The sequence below is a fragment of the Microbispora bryophytorum genome, from assembly GCF_043197435.1.
Taxonomy (GTDB): domain Bacteria; phylum Actinomycetota; class Actinomycetes; order Streptosporangiales; family Streptosporangiaceae; genus Microbispora; species Microbispora bryophytorum.
The window spans coordinates 1-15,868 of record NZ_JBICTF010000019.1; the positions used below are offsets into that span (position 1 = coordinate 1).

At 71.2% G+C, this 15,868-nt stretch carries 13 protein-coding genes and 1 pseudogene; 2 read left to right on the forward strand and 12 right to left on the reverse strand.

Annotation, left to right across the window (positions count from 1 at the left end):
- Positions 1 to 741: RICIN domain-containing protein (locus ACGFIB_RS36525; protein ID WP_357033158.1), on the reverse strand; the 741-nt coding region annotated here is incomplete at its 3' end.
- 894 nt (positions 742 to 1,635) lie between these two features.
- Here ACGFIB_RS36525 and ACGFIB_RS36530 point away from each other — a divergent pair.
- Positions 1,636 to 3,099 (forward strand): lectin, encoded by a 1,464-nt coding sequence (locus tag ACGFIB_RS36530; protein WP_393378040.1) that lies wholly within the window; start codon positions 1,636 to 1,638, stop codon positions 3,097 to 3,099.
- Positions 3,100 to 3,332: 233 nt separating this feature from the next.
- Positions 3,333 to 5,042, forward strand: coding sequence for a cellulose binding domain-containing protein (locus tag ACGFIB_RS36535; RefSeq protein ID WP_393378042.1), 1,710 nt, complete (start codon positions 3,333 to 3,335; stop codon positions 5,040 to 5,042).
- Between the two features lie 400 nt (positions 5,043 to 5,442).
- Here ACGFIB_RS36535 and ACGFIB_RS36540 read toward each other — a convergent pair whose 3' ends face one another.
- The 11 genes and pseudogenes from ACGFIB_RS36540 to ACGFIB_RS36590 form a co-directional block, all read right to left on the reverse strand.
- Positions 5,443 to 6,819: a nucleotide pyrophosphatase/phosphodiesterase family protein gene (locus ACGFIB_RS36540; protein WP_393378045.1), complete on the reverse strand. Its 1,377-nt coding sequence runs from the start codon at positions 6,817 to 6,819 to the stop codon at positions 5,443 to 5,445.
- Positions 6,816 to 7,943 carry a metabolite traffic protein EboE gene (gene eboE / locus ACGFIB_RS36545; protein WP_357253049.1) on the reverse strand — a complete coding sequence of 376 codons (1,128 nt, stop codon included), beginning with the start codon at positions 7,941 to 7,943 and terminating at the stop codon, positions 6,816 to 6,818. Before eboE ends, ACGFIB_RS36540 begins: the two co-directional genes overlap by 4 nt.
- The gene (locus ACGFIB_RS36550; RefSeq protein WP_357267422.1) at positions 7,943 to 8,800 is read right to left on the reverse strand and encodes a TatD family hydrolase; all 858 of its coding nucleotides are present in this window, start codon (positions 8,798 to 8,800) and stop codon (positions 7,943 to 7,945) included. The genes eboE and ACGFIB_RS36550 overlap by 1 nt, the downstream gene beginning before the upstream one ends.
- On the reverse strand, positions 8,800 to 9,405 hold the full coding sequence (locus ACGFIB_RS36555) for an EboA domain-containing protein (protein WP_191055612.1): 606 nt from the start codon (positions 9,403 to 9,405) through the stop codon (positions 8,800 to 8,802). Before ACGFIB_RS36555 ends, ACGFIB_RS36550 begins: the two co-directional genes overlap by 1 nt.
- Entirely contained in the window at positions 9,402 to 10,259 is an 858-nt protein-coding gene (locus ACGFIB_RS36560) for a sugar phosphate isomerase/epimerase family protein (protein WP_191055613.1), read from the reverse strand. The genes ACGFIB_RS36555 and ACGFIB_RS36560 overlap by 4 nt, the downstream gene beginning before the upstream one ends.
- Positions 10,256 to 11,113: an SCO3242 family prenyltransferase gene (locus ACGFIB_RS36565; protein ID WP_357267428.1), complete on the reverse strand. Its 858-nt coding sequence runs from the start codon at positions 11,111 to 11,113 to the stop codon at positions 10,256 to 10,258. The genes ACGFIB_RS36560 and ACGFIB_RS36565 overlap by 4 nt, the downstream gene beginning before the upstream one ends.
- Positions 11,114 to 11,120: 7 nt before the next feature.
- Positions 11,121 to 12,272 (reverse strand): inositol-3-phosphate synthase, encoded by a 1,152-nt coding sequence (locus ACGFIB_RS36570; RefSeq protein ID WP_142576282.1) that lies wholly within the window; start codon positions 12,270 to 12,272, stop codon positions 11,121 to 11,123.
- A 106-nt stretch (positions 12,273 to 12,378) separates the two neighbouring features.
- A complete protein-coding gene (locus ACGFIB_RS36575; RefSeq protein ID WP_393378048.1) occupies positions 12,379 to 13,386 on the reverse strand; it encodes a sugar phosphate isomerase/epimerase family protein in 1,008 nt (335 codons plus the stop codon).
- Positions 13,383 to 14,558 carry a Gfo/Idh/MocA family protein gene (locus ACGFIB_RS36580; RefSeq protein ID WP_393378050.1) on the reverse strand — a complete coding sequence of 392 codons (1,176 nt, stop codon included), beginning with the start codon at positions 14,556 to 14,558 and terminating at the stop codon, positions 13,383 to 13,385. Before ACGFIB_RS36580 ends, ACGFIB_RS36575 begins: the two co-directional genes overlap by 4 nt.
- Positions 14,555 to 15,622, reverse strand: a complete 1,068-nt coding sequence (locus ACGFIB_RS36585) for a substrate-binding domain-containing protein (RefSeq protein ID WP_393378051.1) — start codon at positions 15,620 to 15,622, stop codon at positions 14,555 to 14,557. The genes ACGFIB_RS36580 and ACGFIB_RS36585 overlap by 4 nt, the downstream gene beginning before the upstream one ends.
- Positions 15,623 to 15,667: 45 nt before the next feature.
- Positions 15,668 to 15,868: pseudogene (locus ACGFIB_RS36590) on the reverse strand (ABC transporter permease); the annotation flags it as partial.

The window sequence follows — 15,868 nt, forward strand, 5'->3', positions numbered from 1 at the left end:
CGAGTAGTAGTAGGTGTCGTCCACGCGGAAGACATCGATGTCGGCCAGGTCCTCCCACAACACGGGGTTGGAATAGCTCGACGACGGCGGCCACGACCCGTTCGACGGACTCGCCGACGGCGACGGATTGGGCGACTGGCTGGGCGACTGGCTGGGCGACGGCGAGGGATCGGAGACGCTCCCGACGGCGACGAGCTGCCACTGCTGGTTGGTGCCGCCCCAGTCGGAGTACTGCACGATCTTGCCGCCGTCCGCGGTGGAGGCGTTCTGGACCTCGACGGCCTTGCCGCTGTTGCGGTTGATCAGCCGGACGTAGCCGCCGGACGAATCCGCGAGCTGGAACTGCTGGTTGGTGCCGTTGTGGTCACTCCACTGCACGACGTCGGCGGCGTCGGCCGTGGAGAGGTTGGCCACGTCGAGCACCTTGCCCGAGTGCCGCGACTGCACGCGGTAGTAGCCGCCGCCGGAGTCGACGAACCGCCACTGCTGGTTGTTGCCGTTGCTGCGGCTCCACTGCACGAGCGACCCACCGTCGGCGGTGGAGAAGTTGTAGACGTCGAGGGCCTTGCCGCTGTTGCGGTTGACCAGGACATACCAGGTGTTGCCGTCGACGGTCGCCGCGGAGGCCGGCGCCACCCAGGCGACAGCGGTCGCGAGAACGGTCGCGAGCGCCGCGAGAAGACATACGACGGTGCCCGGCGCCCGGCGCCGGCCACTCGTCGCGCGGACGGAGGGGTGCATCTTCTCTCCTTTGAAGAGCGGAGACACCGCTGGGGTGAAGACACCCGCGGTGTGGTGGCCGGCTTACGCCGGCGTGGGGCCCGAGGGCGTGCCCCGCTGAGGGAAGGGGACGGGGCCGGCAGGCCCGGCCGCCGGGGCGGGCCGATGTGGTCGCCGCCCGAGCCGGGTCGCGGCCCTGGTGGAGGCGCCGAATCATGGACCGAGTGCCTCACGGGTCGGGTCCGGCCGACGCCGGTGCGGACCGTCTCACCGTGGCCGATGTCGCCACGCGTCGGGCACTCGTGACGCCGAGAGCACCGGCCGGCCCGTGCACCTTCCGGCAGCGCCTGTCGCTCATGGACGCCGCGGACAGTGCTATCGGCCCGGAAGGTCACGCTCCAGCGGGGCTGCGCATGCGATGTGAGCGTTAACAAATCTCCAATCGAGCGCCCCTCTCCTATCAGCGGCTTGTGGTGGTGGTGTAGCGGATCAAACATGACGCCATAAGCGGTGTCAACGCGCGGCTCCCTGTCCGTCCGGCCTCGTGCCGGCCGGATGCCGCTCACCTGCTCCTCCCGAGGTTGTGAGGACACCGTCCGCGGTCCGGATGACGAAACTTTCATCACGACCCCCCGTCGCCCGGAGCCGTCCCGGACGGAGCAGAAAACTTACGGACCCCATTTCGCGCGTCTATCAGCGCATATGAGGCACAGATGTGGGGATCGCGGCGAAACTTACCGGAAACGGCCTTGACACGTTTCGGAATGATTTCCAGACTGACCCCCGAGGCGGCTCTTCCTGCCGGGGTCGGTGGTGAGCGGCAGGAGCCGCAGTTCCGACGCGACGACGAGCGCGTGCTGTTTCCGCGCGCGTCTATCCGCGTTCCCTCATTTATCCCGCAGTGGAGGCTCAGGCATGAGCGAAAACCCCTCATCCGCCGGCGGAGGACGGCGACCACGCGCCGGCACCCGCCGGCTGCTGGTCGCCGGCGCCCTCGGCGTACTCGGCACCGTGACCGCACTCTCGACATCCCTCCCGGCCGGCGCGGCCGCCGGCACCCTGGGCGCGGCCGCCGCCCAGAGCGGCCGCTACTTCGGCACCGCGATCGCGGCCGGGCACCTGAACGACTCGACCTACGTGGCCACCTGGGACCGGGAGTTCAACTCGGTCACCGCGGAGAACGAGATGAAATGGGGCCCGATCGAGCCCTCTCGCAACTCCTTCAACTGGGGGTCGGCCGACCAGATCGTCAACCACGCCGTGAGCAAGGGCATGAAGGTCCGCGGCCACACCCTGGTCTGGCACGCCCAGCTGCCCAGCTGGGTCAACTCCAACATGTCGGCCAGCGACCTGCGCTCGGCGATGACCAACCACATCACCCAGGTCATGAACCACTACAAGGGCAAGGTCTACGCCTGGGACGTGGTCAACGAGGCCTTCGCCGACGGCGGCTCGGTCGGCAGCCTGCGCAGCTCGATCTTCACCCAGAAACTGGGCAACGGCTTCATCGAGGAGGCGTTCCGCGCCGCGCGGGCCGCCGACCCCAACGTCAAGCTGTGCTACAACGACTACAACATCGACGACGCCAACGCGAACAAGACCCGCGGCGTCTACAACATGGTCAAGGACTTCAAGGCCCGCGGCGTGCCCATCGACTGCGTCGGACTGCAGTCCCACTTCGGCAACCCGCCGTCCAACTACCAGCAGAACATCGCCCAGTTCGCCGCGCTCGGCGTCGACGTCCAGATCACCGAGCTCGACGTCGGCGGCTCCGGCTCCACCCAGGCCGACGCCTACCGCCGCGTCACCCAGGCCTGCATGGCCGTGTCCCGCTGCACCGGCATCACGGTGTGGGGCATCACCGACAAGTGGTCCTGGCGCAGCGGCGACACCCCGCTGCTGTTCGACGGCAACTTCAACAAGAAGCAGGCGTACACCGCCGTCCTCGACGCCCTCAACGGCGGGACCTCCAGTTCTCCCCCGCCCACCGGAAACGGGACCGCCATCAGGGGCGTGGGATCGGGCCGGTGCCTGGACGTCACCGAAGCCTCCCAGACCAACGGCACCCAGGTGGAGATCTGGGACTGCAACGGGCAGAGCAACCAGCAGTGGACCTCCACGAGCGCGGGTGAGCTGCGGGTCTACGGCGGCAAGTGCCTGGACGTCAACGGCGCCGGCACCGCCGACGGAACCAGCGTGATCATCTGGGACTGCAACGGCCAGAACAACCAGAAGTGGCGCCTCAACTCCGACGGCAGCATCACCGCCGTCGGGGCCAACAAGTGCCTGGACGTGTCCGGCAACGGCACCGCCAACGGCACCAAGGTGCAGATCTACACGTGCAACGGCCAGAACAACCAGAAGTGGACCCGAGTGTGACACCACCCCTCTCCGGGGCGGCCCTGCGTGGCCGCCCCGGCCGGGCCGTGGGACTCGCCGACGCGGCCTGATCGTTCCACTCGTCCAACCATTCCACCCGTGACACCGTCGCCGGGCCTCGCGCACCCGAGGCCCGGCCGGCGGTGTGCGTTTCCGCGCCCGGAGCGACCACTCCCCCGCGGGCGCCCGCTGCGCGAAGGCGCGGATCGGCACCGACAGCCAGAAGGAGAGACATGACGCAAGATCAGAACGATCCCGTGCGCGGCGAGCGGAGATTACTGAGCCGGAGATCCGTCCTGACGACGATGGGAGCGCTGCCGGTCATCACCGCCGCGACCTCGGTCCTGGGGGCCACGGAGGCCGCGGCGGCCACCGCGGCCATCAATCCGTCGGCGCAGCGGCAGACCATCCGGGGCTTCGGCGGCATGGCCCACGCGGCCTGGATCGGCGACCTGACGGCCGCCCAGCGGGAGACGGCGTTCGGCACCGGCGAGGGCAGGCTGGGCTTCTCCATCCTGCGGATCCCCGTCGGCGAGAGCCAGGCGGACTTCGGCCGCGATCTGGCGACGGCGCAGCGCGCGGCCGAGCTCGGAGTGACCGTCTTCGCCTCTCCGTGGAATCCCCCGGCCAGCATGATCGAGACCTTCAACCGCAACGGCCAGACCAACGCCAAACGCCTCAGGTACGACCAGTACGCCGCGTACGCCCAGCATCTGAACTCCTTCAGCACGTACATGCGGAACAACGGGGTGAACCTGTACGCCATTTCCGTGCAGAACGAGCCCGACTACGCGCACGACTGGACGTGGTGGACGTCCACCGAGATGGTCAAGTTCCTGCGGGAGAACGCCGGCTCGATCAACACCAGGGTCATCGCGCCCGAGTCCTTCCAGTACGTCAAGAGCGTGTCGGACCCGATCCTCAACGACTCCACGGCGCTCGCCAACGTGGACATCATCGGGGCGCACCTCTACGGCACGTCGTACTCGAACTTCCCCTACCCGCTCTTCAAGCAGAAGGGCGCGGGCAAGGACCTCTGGATGACCGAGGTCTACTACCCCAACAGCACTGACTCGGCCGACACCTGGCCGCAGGCGCTCGACGTGGGCGAGCACATGCACCGCGCCATGGTGGAGGCCGAGTTCCAGGCGTACGTCTGGTGGTACATCCGGCGCAGCTACGGCCCTATGCGGGAGGACGGCCAGCTCAGCAAGCGCGGCGCCATCATGGCGCAGTTCGCCAGGTTCGTCCGCCCCGGATACGTACGGATCGACGCGACGGCGAACCCCGCGTCGAACGTCTACGTCTCGGCGTACCGCAGCGGTGACACCGTCGTCATCGTCGCCATCAACAAGGGGACCTCGGCGGTGAGCCAGCAGTTCACCGTGGCGAACGCCACCTCGGCGAGCGTCTCGTCCTGGGTGACCGACGGGAGCAGGAACGTCGCGGCCCAGGCGGCGACCAGCATGTCGAACGGCTCCCTCACCGTCACGCTTCCCGCCCGCAGCATGACGACCTTCGTGACCAGCCTGAGCGGCGGCTCCTCGCCCTCCCCGTCGCCCGTCCTGTCGCCGACCCCGTCACCCACCCCGTCGCCCAGCGCCTCGCCCAGCGGCGGCACCGGGACCGGGCCCCGGGTCGCCTACACGATGAGCTCCTGGAACAGCGGCTTCACCGCCAGTATCAGCATCACCAACACCGGGACCTCGACGATCAACGGCTGGACGCTGAACTTCACCCTGCCCTCCGGGCAGTCCATCACCTCGGGCTGGAACGCCACCTACTCGCCCTCCAGCGGCCAGGTGAGCGCGGCCAACGTCAGCTACAACGGCACGATCGCCCCCGGGGCCACCGTCGACATCGGCTTCCAGGCCACCCACACCGGCAACACCGCCGAGCCGACCGCCTTCACCCTCAACGGCGTTCCGTGCACCGTGGTCTGATCGGCCCGCGGGCCGATCGGCTCCCGTCTGACGAGCCCCTGGTCTGACCGGCTCCCGGTGTGACGGGCCCCGGGTCTGACCGGCCAATGGACTGACCGGTATGGTGCCTGACCGGTACCGGTCCCATGGCCTGACCGGCCCGTGGCCCGACCGGCTCCTGGTCTGACCGGCGAGCGAGGCAACCCCGAAGCACACCGGCTGGACCTCGGCCGCGCCCTGGACCCACAGGTCCAGGGCGCGGCCCGGCCCTTTGTGCGTGCCCACGGCGCGGCCCGGCCGATGGGGTGCTACCGGTGGGGTGCGGCCGGTGGGGGGCCCGGCCGTCCTCGCGGGAGGTCAGCCGCCAGGCGGCCTCCTCCCGGGCGAGATCACCCAGCGCCGAGATCAACCCGGGGCCGAATCACCTCAGGGCGAGGCGTAGCAGCAGGTCCTTGACGTCCGTCGCCTCGAATCGTCCCCTGGCGGCGGACGAATCGGAGCAGAGCAGCACCGGCGCGTCGGCGGGGTCGGCGGGAAGCAACCCGTGTGAGCCGCGTACGGCGCGGGCGCCCTCGTCGAGGCCGACGACGTTCATCAGGTAGCGCATGCCGAGCTTCTTGCGCAGCAGCGCCACGCCGGCCCTGCGCTTGGCGGCGCCGGGGTTCACCGGGTCGAAGAACAGCTCGGCCGGGTCGTAGCCGGGCTTGCGATGGATTTCGACGAGGCGCGCGAAGTCGGGCGCGCGGGCGTCGTCCAGCCAGTAGTAGTAGGTGAACCACGCGTCGCGATCGGCGAGCAGGACCAGTTCACCGGCGCGGGGGTGGTCCAGGCCGTGCGCCTTCTTCCCGCTCTCGTCCAGCACCTCGGCGACGCCGGGCAGGGACGCGCAGAGCGCGGCGACGGCCGGCACGTCGGCGGGATCGGAAACGTAGACGTGCGCCACCTGATGGTCGGCGACGGCGAACGCGCGCGAGGTCCACGGGTCGAGATACTCCATGCCGTCCTGGGTGTGGACGCGCAGGAGCCCTTCCGCACGGAGCATCCGGTTGACGTCGACGGGGCGGGAGACGTCGGTGATGCCGTACTCCGACACGCAGACGACGGTCCTGCCCTGCGCCGCCGCGGCGTCCAGCAGCGGCGTCAGCACGGTGTCGAGCTCGGCGGCCGCCGCGGCGGCGCGGGGGTCGGACGGGCCGAAGCGCTGCAGGTCGTAGTCGAGGTGGGGGATGTAGGCCAGCGTCAGATCGGGGTTGTGCGTGGTCATGACGTGCTCGGCGGCGCGGCAGATCCAGGTCGACGAGGCGATCCCCGCTCCCGGGCCCCAGTAGGTGAACAGGGGGAAGGTGCCCAGCGCCGCGGTGAGCTCGTCGTGCAGCTCCGGAGGGTGGGTGTAGCAGTCGGCCTCCTTGCGCCCATCGGCGTAGTAGATCGGCCGGGGGGTGATCGTCCAGTCGACGTCGGCGCCCATCGCGTACCACCAGCAGACGTTGGCCACGGTGAACCCGGGCCGGTCGCGCCGGGCGGCCTGCCACACCTTCTCACCGCCGACGAGCGCGTTGTGCTGGCGCCACAGCAGGACCTCGCCGAGGTCGCGGAAGTACCAGCCGTTGCCGACGATGCCGTGATCGGCCGGCGGGGCGCCGGTGAGGAACGTGGACTGCACCGAGCAGGTGACGGCGGGCAGGACGGTGCCGAGTTCCGCCTGGAAGCCGTCCGCGGCGACGGCCCGGAGCCGCGGCATGTGCGCCAGCAGCCGCGGGGTCAGCCCCACCACGTCCAGGACCAGCAACGATGTCATGTCATCACTCCCACATCACGCAGCGCGGCACGGGCGAAGTCGAGCTCGGCGGCGATGCCCGCGGCGAGCTGTCCGGGGGTCTGCGGGCGCAGGGCGGGTGGCAGCACTCCCCACGTGTAGGTCTCCACGTCGAAGTGGTCGCACAGCGGCCGCGGCCCGCCGGCGAGCTCCGCGAGCGCCGCACGCATCACGGGGATGGTCGTGGCCAGCGGCGCGGGCGGTGAGACGTGGAGGGGAACGTGGTAGTGGACCCGCCACGGCCCGGGCAGCCCCCGCTCGAAGGCCTCGTCGAGGTCGTCGGCGGCGTCGCCCGCGGGGTTGCGCGTCTGGTGCAGGAAGCGCGGCTCGACGTACTCGCGCAGGGCGTCGGGCTCCGCGGTCTCCAGGGCCGCGGACAGCTGGACCTTGACGACGGGCAGGCCGGCCCGGCTCAGCTCCTTCAGCGCGGCGGCCGGCTCCTCCCACGCGCAGGCCAGGTGGGCGAGGTCCAGGCAGATGCCGAGCCGGTCGCCGTCGACGCCGGCGAGCCGTGCCACCGCCTGGCCCGTCGTCTCCACGACGCAGCCGGGTTCGGGTTCGAACCCCACCCGTATCACCCGGCCCGTGGCGGACTCGACGTCGGCCAGACCGGCGGCCAGCCGGTCGAGCCGGCGCGCGGCCTGATCGGCCATGCCGGTGTCCCAGGGGTCGCGCCAGGCGAGCGGCAGCGTCGAGACCGACCCCCGGGCCGCGTCCTCGGGGAGCAGGTCCGCGAGGACGAGCGCCAGATCCAGGGTGTACGACAGGCGGTCCGCGGTGGTCCAGTCGGGATGGTAGACGGCGTGCTTGACGACCGGGTCCTGGAAGGAACGGTAGGGGAAGCCGTTGAGCGTGACCACCTCCAGGCCCCGTGCGGACAGCTCGCGGCGGAGCCTGGCCCGCAGGGCGGCGTCTTCGGCCAGGGCGGCGGCGACGGGCGCGGCCAGCCAGAGCCCGAGCCCGAGGACGTCCGTGCCGAGTCGGGCGCGGATCGGCACCGCGTAGACGTCGAGCTGGGCGATGATGCCGTCGAGATCCTCCGCCGCGTGCACGTTGGTGCAGTAGCTCAGGTGCAGCGGGGCTCCTCCCGGGTGGCGCAGCCGCATCAGCTGCCGCCGCGCTTGATGGAGCTGCCGGCGAAGGTGGGCTCGTCCGCGCCGGCTGCCGCGCCGGTCAGGTCGAGGCGCCCCGACTGGCCGTAGAACTCCACCGGATTGCGCCACAGCACGCGGTCGACGTCGTCCTCGGTGAACCCGGCGGCCAGCATGGCCTTTCCGGTCTCCAGCGTGAGCAGCGGGTCGGAGACGCCCCAGTCGGCGGCGGAGTTGACGAGCATCCGGTCCGGGCCGTACTGCTTGAGGATCTCCACCATGCGGGGCGGCGACATCTTCGTCTCGGGATAGATGGAAAAGCCCATCCAGCATCCGGAGTCGCGCACGGTGCCGACGGTGACCTCGTTGAGGTGGTCGACCGCGACCCGCTCGGGCGCGATCCCCGAGGCCGCGACGACCTCCAGAGTGCGCCGGGTGCCGGTGGCCTTGTCGCGGTGGGGTGTGTGGACGAGCGCCGGCAGGTCGTACTCGACGGCGAGGGCGAGCTGCCGCTCGAAGGCGTCGTCCTCCTCCGGGGTGATCGAGTCGTAGCCGATCTCGCCGACCGCGACGACGCGGTCCTTGTCCAGGTAACGCGGCAGCAGGTCGAGCACGGGGTGGCAGCGCGGGTCGTTCGCCTCCTTGGGGTTCAGCGCGATCGTGGCGTGGTGCACGATGCCGAACTGGGCGGCCCGGTACGGCTCCCAGCCGATCAGCGAGTCGAAGTAGTCGGCGAACGAGGCGGGGCCGGTGCGAGGCTGCCCCAGCCAGAAAGCCGGCTCCACGACGGCCCGGACGCCGGCGGCGGCCATCCGGGCGTAGTCGTCGGTGGTGCGCGACGTCATGTGGATGTGCGGGTCGAAGATGCGCATCAGGACTCCTCACGGGTCAGACGGCCGAGCAGGGCGGCGGCGTCGGCGGGCATGGGGCGTCCCGCGGCCGCGCGCTCGTCGGCGAAGGCGGCCAGCATGACCGCCAGCTCTCGGTCGGCCCGCTCGTCCAGCCCGAAAACCTCGGCCAGCGGCACGCCGGTGAACACGCACTTGAGCACCGCCTGCCGCCAGGCGGCCTGGTCGAGGTGGCGGGCGTACGGCCCGAGGGCGGCGGCCAGCAGACGGGCGTCGTTCGTGCGGATCGCGTCCTGCAGCAGGGGCAGCCCCGCCGAGCCGACGGCGAGCATCGGCAGGGCCTTGAGCACGGCCCGCTTCTCGTCGGCGTCGCCGTAGCGGTAGAGGTCGCCGATCTCGGTCTCCGCCCGGTCGGCCGGCAGCGCGGCCAGCAGCAGTGCCCGGACGGCCTCGTCCGCGGTCCAGCCGGGCTCGCCGGGCAGCGATGTGCGCCCGGCCCGCCGTCCGGCCTGGGTGAAGGACCGGCCGATCGTCTCGGGTCGCTCGCTCGCCGCGGTGAGCGCGGCGTCCACCCATTCCTCTCGCGGTGTCTCCCGCAGCGCGGCTCGCAGCCGCTCCGGTGACGTCATGCCCTTCTCCCTTCGCCTTCACGCCGCGACTCCTGCTCGGCTCCGCGCAGGAATTCGATCGAGCGCCGGGCCACGTCGGGCGCGGCGTGGGAGTGACGGGGAAGCTCGACCGCGACCAGGCCCCGGTAGCCGGCGTCGTCGAGCGCGCGCAGCACCGGCGGAAAGTCGATCTCCCCTTCGCCGAACTCCAGATGTTCGTGCACGCCCCGTCGCATGTCGTCGATCTGGACGTTGACCAGGTGCGCGGCGACGGCCGCGACGCAGCGCGGCACCGGGTCGGGCTCGTTGCAGCGGCAGTGCCCGATGTCCAGGGTGATGCCGAAACCGTCCGGAGACCCGAGCGCCTCGTGCAGCCTCCGCCAGCCGTCGATCGTCTCGACGAGCATCCCCGGCTCGGGTTCGAACCCCAGCGTCACATCGGCGCGCCGCGCGGCGTCGAGAACCCGCCCGCAGCCGTCGACCAGCCGGCTCCAGGCGGTGGCCTGGTCGATCCGGGCCGGGCGCACGCCGGACCAGAACGACACCGCCTCGGCGCCGAGGTCCGCGCCGATCGCGACGGCGCGGCTGAGGAAGTCCACCCGCAGGTCCCGGTCGTCGTCCAGCAGCGTCGGGGCGTGCTTGCGCAGTGGATCGAGCAGGTAACGCGCACCGGTCTCGACGACCACCGCCAGACCGAGGTCGCGCAGCTTGTCGGCGACCTCGGCCACGCGCCGTCCCAGCCCGTCGGCGTACGGGTCGAGGTGGCTGTGGTCGAGCGTCAGGGCCACTCCCTCGTACCCGAGGCCGGCGATGACGTCGAGGGCGTCCGGCAGCCGGTGATTGGCGAAGCCGTTGGTGCCGTAGCCGAACCTCATGTCGCGGAGACTTTCCTGACCAGGCGCCGGGCCAGCGGCATCGCCGCCGCGAGGGCGAGGCCGAGCCGCGGGGCGCCGCCGCGCGCGGCGAGGGCTCCCTGCAGGGCCGGCAGACTGACGATGCCCGCGCTGACCGCGTCGCGGACGCGCCGCGCGGAGGGGTCGGCGACGGCGCGCGCCTGGGGGACGCCGAACTGCGCGGCGTACACGCCGGCGAGGGCCGGCTGCGCCGGTCCCCCGGCACCACCGGCGGTGCCACGGGCCGTGACGGCGGCGAGCGTGACGGTGCCCGCCAGGGTCGCGGCGGGCAGCCGCGGGTCCGCCCCCGACACCTCAGCGTGTGAGAGCGCGGTGAGCAGGTAGGTGTGGGCGGCGATGGTGAGGGCGGAGGGCAGCGCGGCGGTGCGGGAGCCGCCGGTGGCGCCCAGCAGCACGTCCAGGCCGCGGCACAGCGCCATCGTCAGGGGACCGGCGGGCGTGCCCTTGGCCGCCACGTCGTACGCCCAGATGGCGCCGGCCAGGGGCGCGGCGACCGCCAGGGCACTCCGGCCGCCCGCGAGCCCCGCCGCGGCGAGCCCGGCGGCGGTGAGCCCCGCCGCCGTGCCGAGGGCCGCCCCGGCCGACACGCGGCCCGAGGGGATGGGCCGCTCGGGGCGCTCGACCGCGTCGAGATGCCGGTCGGCCCAGTCGTTGGCCGCCATCCCCGCCCAGTAGAGGAGGACCGAGGAGCAGGCCAGACCAATGGTGCGGCGGCCGAGCGCCCCACCGGCGGCCGCACCGGCGACCACGTCGCCGGGTACGGACAGCGCGGCAGGCGCCCGGACGAGGTCGATCAAATCGCGGAGCGTCGTCATCGCGCCGTCATCGCCCTGTCCCCTGCGAGCCGTACGCGTCCACCGCGGCCCGCAGCATCCGCCACTGCTCGGGCAGCGCGTGCGGCACCTCTCCGAGGGGGTCCTTGAAGAAGAAGGCCAGTTCGGTGAGCGGACCCGTGCGCCCGGCGTGGTGGGCGGCCGCCGTCAGCCGCGCCAGGTCCAGGACCAGCGGAGCGGCCAGCGCCGAGTCGCACCCGTGCCAGGTGAACTCCATGCGCATGCGAGTTCCGAGGAATCCCTCGAAGGAGATCAGGTCCCACGCGGTCTTGAAGTCGTCGAGGTCCTCGACGAAGTCGATGCGGGTCTCACCCTGCGGGACGTAGCCGAGCGTCTCGCGCAGCACGCGCTGCTTGCTGGCGGACTTGGCCGCGTTGGCCGCCGGTTCGGCGAGGTTCGCGCCGTCGCCGCCTCCCAGCAGGTTGAGGCCGGACCAGGTGCGCACCTTCAGGTTGCGCAGGGCGAACATCGGGGCGAGCACCGATTTGACCAGGGTCTCGCCGGTTTTGCCGTCGTGGCCCCCGTACGGGAGCCCCTGCTCGCGGGCCAGCGCGTCGAGGGCGGGCAGGCGGGCGCCGGTGGACGGCGTGAAGTCGATGTAGGGGCAGCCGGCGCGCAGAGCGGCATAGGCGGCCAGGGCGCTGGGCGGCAGGACGGGCTCCGGCCCGGCCAGCGCGTCCCGCAACGCGTCGAGATCGGCGTGGGCGGGATGGGGTGGCGGCGCCGGTTCGGTGGTCGAGACGTTGATCACGACGACGTGGTCCAGCTGGTGCCGCCGGCGGAAACGGTCCAGGTCGGCGCCGATGGCGTCCGCGGCCTCGGCCTGCGTGCCGCCGTCCGGCAGGGGCAGTACGTCCTGCTCGATCTCGAGGAGCGCGTCCTGCACGGCCCCGGCGAGCCGAGCCGGGACGATGCCCGCCTCTGCCAGCGCGGCGGCCTTCTTCATCAGGGGGATCGAGGAGATGTCGTGGCCACCGAAGACCAGGTCCCCTATCGCCGGGAGGGCGTCGCTGCGCAGTTCGGGCGACTCCAGGACGCATCCGGTCGCCTCGGCCAAACCCGCCCGCACCGCCGACGCCCCGAGCATGCTCGTGACGGCGACCGATCCTCGTGCTCCGATGAGCCATACTCCGGTTCTCATTTGTCTCCTCTCCCCGTTCGGTTGCCGGGACGGTGGGGGTGTTGCTCGTGGCGGGTCGGCTCCGGCGGGCGGCGGCCACGGTGCGGCCGCCGCCCGGGGTGGTGTGTCATTCGGAGGAGAAGGCGGCGTCGAAGGCGGCGTCCGGCGGGGTGATGGCGTTGAGCGAGCGGATGTAGGCGAGGGCCTCGGGTGCGCCGTGCAGCCGGTCCATGCCCGCGTCCTCCCACTCGACGGAGATCGGGCCGTCGTAACCGATGTGGTTGAGCGCCCGGAAGCACTCCTCCCACGGCACGTCGCCCCGGCCGGTGGACACGAAGTCCCACCCACGGCGGGGATCGGCCCAGGCCAGGTGCGAGGCCAGGCGACCGCGCCGGCCGTCGCGGGTGGCGACCCGGGCGTCCTTGCAGTCGACGTGGTAAATCTTGTCGGCGAAGTCGAGGATGAAGTTCGCCGGGTCAAGGCCCTGCCACACCATGTGCGAGGGGTCCCAGTTCAGCCCGAAGGCCGGCCGGTGACCGATGGCCTCCAGCGTCCGCACCGTGGTGTGGTAGTCGTAGGCGATCTCGCTGGGGTGCACCTCGTGCGCGAACCGCACCCCCACCTCGTCGAAGACGTCGAGGATCGGGTTGAAGCGGTCGGCGAAGTCGGCGTAGCCCGCCTCGATCATCGACGGCGGCACCGGCGGGAACATCGCCAGGGTGTGCCAGATGGAGGAGCCGGTGAAGCCCACCACGGTCGAGACGCCGAGTTTGGCGGCCGCGCGGGCGGTGTCCTTGAGTTCCTCGGCGGCGCGCTGCCGGACGCCTTCGGGTTCGCCGTCGCCCCAGATGCGGGCGGGCAGGATGCCCTTGTGGCGTTCGTCGATGGGGTGGTCGCAGACGGCCTGGCTGAGGAGGTGGTTGGAGATCGTCCACACCCCGAGGTTGTACTTGGCCAGGGTCTCCTTCTTGCGCTCGACGTAGGAGTCGTCGGCCAGAGCCTTGTCGACCTCGAAGTGGTCGCCCCAGCAGGCGAGCTCCAGGCCGTCGTAGCCCCATTCGGAGGCCAGGCGGCAGACTTCCTCGAACGGCAGGTCCGCCCACTGCCCGGTGAACAACGTGACCGGCCTGGTCATGAATCCTCCACAGTCGTGAAGCGGCTGCCCTCAGCCGCGCTCTGCTCGACGGCCGCCAGCACCCGCTGCACCCGCAGCCCGTCCTCGAAGGACGGCGCCGGGTCGGTGCCGGCGGCGATCGCCTCCAGGAAGTCCTTCGCCTCGTGGACGAAGGTGTGCTCGTAGCCGAGGCCGTGACCCGGCGGCCACCACGCCCCGGCGTACGGGTGGTCCGGCTCGGTGACGAGGATCCGCCGGAAGCCCTGCTCGGCGCTGTCGATGGTGTGGTCGTGGAACCACAGCTCGTTCATCGCCTCGAAGTCGAAGGACAGGCTGCCCAGCGACCCGTTGACCTCGATGCGCAGCGCGTTCTTACGCCCGGTGGCGAACCGGGTGGCCTCGAACGAGGCCAGCGCCCCGCCGTCGAAGCGGCCGATGAACAGCGCCGCGTCGTCCACCGTCACCTCGCCCATCTCACCGGCGCCGCCCTCGGCGGCCAGGCCGCTCGACCCTTCGGCGAGCGGACGCTCCTTGATGAAGGTCTCGGTGAGCGCGCTCACCCCCGTCAGCGACCGGCCGACGATGAACTGCGCGGTGTCGATGATGTGCGCGCCGATGTCGCCGAGGGCGCCGGACCCGGCCTTGTCCTTCTGGAGCCGCCAGACGAGGGGGAACTCCGGGTCGACGATCCAGTCCTGCAGGTACTGCGCCCGCACGTGCCGGATCTCCCCGAGCCTGCCCTCCTCGACGAACCGCCGGGCCAGCGCGACCGCGGGCACGCGGCGGTAGTTGAAGGCGACCATGCTGCGCACCCCGCGCGCCGCCGCCTCCTTCGCCGCCGCGGCCATGGCCTCGGCCTCGGCCACGGTGTTGGCCAGCGGCTTCTCGCACAGGACGTGCTTGCCCGCCGCCAGCGCCGCGATGGCGATCTCGGCGTGGCTGTCGCCCGGCGTGCAGATGTCGACGATGTGCACGTCGTCACGCTCGACGAGCCGCTTCCAGTCGGTCTCCGCGTTGGCCCAGCCCAGCTTCTCTGCGGCCTGCGCGGTCGCCTCGGCGGACCTGCCGGCCACGGCCACCATCGCGGGTTTGACCGGCAGGTCGAAGAACGCGTCCACGCTGCGCCACGCCTGGGAGTGGGTGCGGCCCATGAACGCGTACCCGACCATGCCGATCCCGACGACGGGTCTCACGACTCGAACCCGATTGGCAGGTACTGGGCGACGTTGTCCTTGCTGACGGTCTCCGAGGACAGCGTGATCGACTGCGGCACCTCCTGCTCCAGCAGGTCGCTCATGCCCTTGCCCTGGGCGATGAGCCGGGCGATCTTGATCGCCGAAGCGGCCATCGTCGCGGGGTAGGTGACCGTCGCCTTCAGCACGCCGCTGTCGGCCTGGATGTCACGCATCGCGTTGGCCGAACCCGCACCACCGACCATGAAGAACTCGTCGCGACCGGCCTCCTTGATCGCCGCCATCACGCCGATGCCCTGGTCGTCGTCGTGGTTCCAGATCGCGTCGATCTTCTTGTGCGCCTGCAGCAGGTTGCTGGCCACCTGCGTGCCCGACTCCACCGTGAACTTGGCGTCCTGCTGCGCGGTCACCGTGAAACCGTAGGTCTTCAGCGCGTCGGCGAAGCCCTTGCTGCGGTCCTGGGTCAGCGGCAGCGTGGCGATGCCCTGGATCTCCAGGATCACCGGGTTGGAGACGCCCTTGTCCTTCAGCGTCTTGCCGATGAAGTGGCCGGCCGCCACTCCCATGCCGTAGTTGTCCCCGCCGATCCAGGCACGGTAGGACAGCTTGTCGGGGAACACCCGGTCCACGTTGACCACCGGGATGCCCGCGTCCATGGCCTGCCGGGCGACCTGGTTGAGCTGCTCACCGTCGTTGGGCAGGATCACCAGCACGTTGACCTTGGCCTGGATCAGCGACTCCACCGCGGAGATCTGCTGGTTGATGTCGTTGGTCGGCTCGACCGCCTTCAACTCCACATCGGAGTACTGCTTGGCCGCGTCCGTCGCGTTCTTGCTGATGGCGGCGATCCAGCCGTGGTCGGCGGCCGGGGCCGAGAAGCCGATGACGACCTTGTCGCCCGGGGCCTCGTTCCCGCCCGTGGCCGCGGCGGTGGCGGCAGCGGCGGCGACCGGCGCGCTCGCCTGCGCCGCCGGCTCGTTGCTGGTGCAGGCCGTGACGAGGGCGCCCGCGCCGAGGACGGCTCCGCTCCAGAGGAAGCCGCGCCGGCCGACGTTCTTGTCCATATCTTCTCCTTTTGGGGCCGGTCGGATTCCGATCCGGCCCCGGTATCAGGTGTGTGAGGTGAGGCTTCGCCGCTGCAGGAGCACCGCGACGACGATGATCGCGCCCTTGGCGACGAGCTGGTCGGCCGTGTTGAGGCCGTTGAGAATGAACAGATTGGTGATCACCGTGAAGATCATCAGACCGAGGATCGAACCGATGATCGTGCCCCGGCCACCGGTCAGCAACGTCCCACCGATGATCACAGC

Bases quoted from the DNA above. Each gene is read 5' to 3' on its own strand.
- ACGFIB_RS36585 (WP_393378051.1), bottom strand. From the start codon at position 15,622: ATGGACAAGAACGTCGGCCGGCGCGGCTTCCTCTGGAGCGGAGCCGTC.
- eboE (WP_357253049.1), bottom strand. From the start codon at position 7,943: ATGCGGCTGCGCCACCCGGGAGGAGCCCCGCTGCACCTGAGCTACTGC.
- ACGFIB_RS36575 (WP_393378048.1), bottom strand. From the start codon at position 13,386: ATGACCAGGCCGGTCACGTTGTTCACCGGGCAGTGGGCGGACCTGCCG.
- ACGFIB_RS36565 (WP_357267428.1), bottom strand. From the start codon at position 11,113: ATGACGACGCTCCGCGATTTGATCGACCTCGTCCGGGCGCCTGCCGCG.
- ACGFIB_RS36555 (WP_191055612.1), bottom strand. From the start codon at position 9,405: ATGACGTCACCGGAGCGGCTGCGAGCCGCGCTGCGGGAGACACCGCGA.
- ACGFIB_RS36560 (WP_191055613.1), bottom strand. From the start codon at position 10,259: ATGAGGTTCGGCTACGGCACCAACGGCTTCGCCAATCACCGGCTGCCG.
- ACGFIB_RS36570 (WP_142576282.1), bottom strand. From the start codon at position 12,272: ATGAGAACCGGAGTATGGCTCATCGGAGCACGAGGATCGGTCGCCGTC.
- ACGFIB_RS36540 (WP_393378045.1), bottom strand. From the start codon at position 6,819: ATGACATCGTTGCTGGTCCTGGACGTGGTGGGGCTGACCCCGCGGCTG.
- ACGFIB_RS36530 (WP_393378040.1), top strand. From the start codon at position 1,636: ATGAGCGAAAACCCCTCATCCGCCGGCGGAGGACGGCGACCACGCGCC.
- ACGFIB_RS36550 (WP_357267422.1), bottom strand. From the start codon at position 8,800: ATGCGCATCTTCGACCCGCACATCCACATGACGTCGCGCACCACCGAC.
- ACGFIB_RS36535 (WP_393378042.1), top strand. From the start codon at position 3,333: ATGACGCAAGATCAGAACGATCCCGTGCGCGGCGAGCGGAGATTACTG.